Raw genomic sequence first — 3,884 nt, forward strand, 5'->3', positions numbered from 1 at the left:
GGTTGGCCGGGTCGATGCCGATGCCCGGGGCGATGTACTGGAGCTCGCGCAGCAGCGCCTGGGCGGAGCCCAACGGCCCGCCGCCCGCGAGGAGTTCGTCGTTCGACAGCGGGTGCGGGAAGTCCACCGGGACGTACGCGCCCGCGTGGTCGTAGTGCCACACCAGATGCGACTGCTGGGCCGTGGACTCGAACATCTCCAGCAACTGCTCGTAGTCGCCGCCCAGTTCGTCCACCGGGGTGACCGGCAGACCGCAGGCCTGGAGGAGGTAGGCCCGGCGCAGGAAGTGCAGGGCGTCGTAGTCGAAGCCGGCGACCGGGGCGACCTCGCCGGACAGCCCCGGCATGTACTGGTACACCGGCACCGGCGGCAGCCCGGCCGCGGCCAACGCGTCGTTGTACTGCGCGAGTTCCTCGGCGAACGGGTTGTCCGGGGTGTGGCACAACACGTCCACGAGCGGTACCAGCCACAGGTCACAGGCCAAAGAGAGCTCCTCGCATCGGCAGCCGCGCGGACCCGCGCGGCAGCAGGTGGTCTGGGAAGCGTAATCGGTGCGCCACGCCACCCATACCCCCACGTCCCTCAGCTGTCGGACAGATCCTCCAGCAACGCCAGCGAGTGCGCGTTCGCCGCCGCCACCGTCGCCCGCGCCGCCTCCGTGTCCCGGCGGGCCAGCGCCTCGACCAGCTCGGTGTGCCCGGCCCACAGCCGGCCGCGCAGCGTGGGCAGCCGGCGCAGGTGCTGGACCGCGCAGACCCAGGCCTGGACCCGCAGCCGGTGCAGGAAGTCGCCCAGGTAGGGGTTGCCGAACAGGACGCCCAGCTCGCGCCAGAACCGCAGGTCGTAGCCGATCAGCACGGTGAGGTCGCCCGCGGTGGCGGCGCGCTGGGCCTCCTCGCCGCGGCGGCGCACCGTGGCCAGCGTCGCGGCGGTGCGCGCGTCCCCGGGCGGCGCGGCGAAGGCGGGGTGCCCGGCCGCGAGGGCCTGGAACATGCCGTCGGTGACCAGGTTGCGGGCCTCGATCATGTACCGGTGGTCCGCGAGGGAGTACTCCGGCACGCGGAAGCCGCGGTGCTGGTCGGCCTCCAGGATGCCCTGCGCGGACAGGTCGACCAGCGCCTCGCGGACGGGGGTGGCGGAGACGCCGTACTGCTCGGCGATCTCCTTCACGGTGAACGCCCGGCCCGGGCGCAGCCGCCCCGCCAGCACCTCGTCACGGAGCGCGTCCGCGATCTGCTGGCGCAGGGTGCTGCGGGTGACGGCGGTGCCATTGCCGGGCATGGCCGGTCTCTCCTCACGCGTACAGGTGACGTGCTCGCACGTTTGACCAACCCTTACGGGTCTTACGAGCACGTCACCTTACGCGTTCGCCCCGGTCCCACGGCAGCTCCGGACCGTCACGCGGTGTACTCGTCGGCGACGGCCAGCGCGGCGTCGAGGGCGGCCAGGCCCTCCTTCAGCTCGGCCTCGCCGATGTTGCACGGCGGCACCACGTGGGTGCGGTTCATGTTCACGAAGGGCCACAGGCCGTGCTTCTTGGCGGCGGCGGCGAACGCCGCCATCGGCGCGTTCGCCTCGCCGGCCGCGTTGTACGGCACCAGCGGCTCGCGGGTCTCGCGGTCCTTGACCAGCTCCAGCGCCCAGAACATGCCGGTGCCGCGGACCTCGCCCACGCTCGGGTGGCGGGCCGCCAGGTCGGCGAGGCCGGGGGCCAGCACCGTCTCGCCGAGCCGCTTGGCGTTCTCCACCACGCCCTCCTCGGCCATCACGTTGATCGTGGCGACGGCGGCGGCGCAGGCCAGCGGGTGCCCGGAGTAGGTCAGACCGCCCGGGTAGGGGCGCTTGCCGAAGGTCTCGGCGATCTCGCCGGAGATGGCGACGCCGCCGAGCGGCACGTAGCCGGAGTTCACACCCTTGGCGAAGGTCATCAGGTCCGGGGTGACGCCGAACAGATCGGCCGCGAACCACTCGCCGGTCCGGCCGAATCCGGCCATGACCTCGTCCAGGATGAAGACGATGCCGTACTTGTCGCACAGCTCGCGCACCCCGGCGAGGTAACCGGGCGGCGGCACCATGATCCCGGCCGTGCCCGGGATGGTCTCCAGGATGATCGCGGCGATCGTGCCGGGGCCCTCGAAGGCGATCGTCGTCTCCAGGTGCTCCAGCGCCCGCGCGGTCTCCTGCTCCTGCGTCTCGGCGTAGAAGCGGGAGCGGTACAGGAAGGGCGCCCAGAAGCGCACGACACCGCTGGTGCCGCTGTCGGAGGGCCAGCGGCGCGGGTCGCCGGTGAGGTTCACGGCCTGCTGGGTGCCGCCGTGGTACGAGCGGTAGGCCGAGAGCACCTTGGGGCGGCCGGTGTGCAGCCGGGCCATGCGCACCGCGTGCTCCACGGCGTCGGCGCCGGCGTTGGTGAAGAAGATCTTGTCCAGGTCGCCGGGGGTGCGCTCGGCGATCAGCCGGGCCGCCTCCGAGCGCGCCTCGATGGCGAACGCCGGCGCGAAGGTGGTCATCCTCGCGGCCTGCTCCTGGATCGCCGCGACGACCTTGGGGTGCTGGTAGCCGATGTTGGTGTAGACGAGCCCGCTGGTGAAGTCCAGGTAGCGCGTGCCGTCGTAGTCCCAGAAGTACGACCCCTCGGCGCCGGCGACGGCGAGCGGGTCGATGAGGTCCTGGGCGGACCAGGAGTGGAAGACGTGCGCACGGTCCGCGGCCTTCACTGCGGCGCCGGCTCCGGAATTGGGCTGAGGGGTCATGCGGGCGAGCGTAGATGTCCGCGATGCGGAAGCGGTATCGGCGTCCTGTTCCGTGGGCGGGCGCAATCCGCGACAGGTTGTCGACACCGGGCGCCGAGGGCGTCCGCGAGGCTGTTACGGAACCGTGGAGAGCTACCCGTCCGACGGCGCGGAGGACGCGATTATCCTCGGGCCGTTGCACAGCCGACGGGACGGGGAGGGCGGGCGGTCATGGAGGAACTCGGGCCTGGGGATCCGCTGGAGATCGGGGGGTACCGGCTGCTGGCCAGGCTCGGTTCGGGCGGCATGGGGCAGGTGTACCTCGCCCGGTCGGACCGGGGCCGTACCGTCGCCGTGAAACTGGTCCGCGAGGAACTGGCCGCGCGCGAGGAGTTCCGGGCCCGCTTCCGGCGGGAGGTGGCGGCCGCGCGGCGGGTCGGCGGGTACTGGACGGCGCCCGTCCTGGACGCGGACACCGAGGCGGCGGTGCCGTGGGTGGCCACCGGGTACGTGGCCGGGCCCAGCCTGCGCCAGGTCGTCGGGCACGACCACGGGGCGCTGCCCGAGCGGTCGGTGCGGATTCTCGCGGCCGGGCTGGCGCACGCGCTCAAGGACATCCACGCGGCCGGGATCGTGCACCGGGACCTGAAGCCGTCGAACGTGCTGGTCACCATCGACGGGCCGCGCGTGATCGACTTCGGCATCGCCCGCGCGCTGGAGACGGCCGGCCCCGGCGGCGATCACCTCACCCTGACCGGCTCGCTGGTCGGCTCGCCCGGGTTCATGGCGCCCGAGCAGGTGCGCGGCGACCGGGTCACCCCGGCCTGCGACGTGTTCTCGCTGGGCTCGGTGCTGGCCTACGCGGCGACCGGGCGGATGCCGTTCGGGACCGCCGGCGGCGGGGTGCACGCGCTGATGTACCGCATCGCCCGGGAGGAGCCGGACCTGGCGGGCGTCCCGGAGGGGATCGCCGACCTGGTCCGCGGCTGTCTGCGCAAGGACCCGGCGGCCCGGCCCTCGCTGGACGACCTGCTGGACCGCACCGGCGCGCAGGACACGGTCCACGGCGGCCGCGCGGCGGGTCGGCGGGTACTGGACGGCGCCCGTCCTGGACGCGGACACCGAGGCGGCGGTGCCGTGGGTGGCCACCGG

At 73.2% G+C, this 3,884-nt stretch carries 4 protein-coding genes; 1 reads left to right on the forward strand and 3 read right to left on the reverse strand.

The genetic code is table 11. The features are described 5' to 3' along the window. From FRZ03_RS12200 to FRZ03_RS12210, 3 genes are all read right to left on the reverse strand, one after another. On the reverse strand, nucleotides 1–484 hold a 484-nt coding region (locus tag FRZ03_RS12200), incomplete at its 3' end, for a hypothetical protein (RefSeq protein WP_146465168.1). A gap of 98 nt (nucleotides 485–582) precedes the next feature. Continuing rightward, entirely contained in the window at nucleotides 583–1,281 is a 699-nt protein-coding gene (locus FRZ03_RS12205; protein WP_146465169.1) for a GntR family transcriptional regulator, read from the reverse strand. Between the two features lie 116 nt (nucleotides 1,282–1,397). Further along, nucleotides 1,398–2,753, reverse strand: a complete 1,356-nt coding sequence (locus tag FRZ03_RS12210; protein WP_146465170.1) for an aspartate aminotransferase family protein — start codon at nucleotides 2,751–2,753, stop codon at nucleotides 1,398–1,400. 210 nt (nucleotides 2,754–2,963) lie between these two features. Here FRZ03_RS12210 and FRZ03_RS12215 point away from each other — a divergent pair. Next, nucleotides 2,964–3,884: serine/threonine-protein kinase (locus FRZ03_RS12215; protein ID WP_146465196.1), on the forward strand; the 921-nt coding region annotated here is incomplete at its 3' end.

The organism is Streptomyces misionensis, from assembly GCF_007896895.1.
In the GTDB taxonomy this organism is placed as follows: domain Bacteria; phylum Actinomycetota; class Actinomycetes; order Streptomycetales; family Streptomycetaceae; genus Streptomyces; species Streptomyces misionensis_A.

Coding starts and splice junctions, on each gene's coding strand:
- FRZ03_RS12205 (WP_146465169.1), bottom strand. CDS start 1,281: ATGCCCGGCAATGGCACCGCCGTCACCCGCAGCACCCTGCGCCAGCAG.
- FRZ03_RS12210 (WP_146465170.1), bottom strand. CDS start 2,753: ATGACCCCTCAGCCCAATTCCGGAGCCGGCGCCGCAGTGAAGGCCGCG.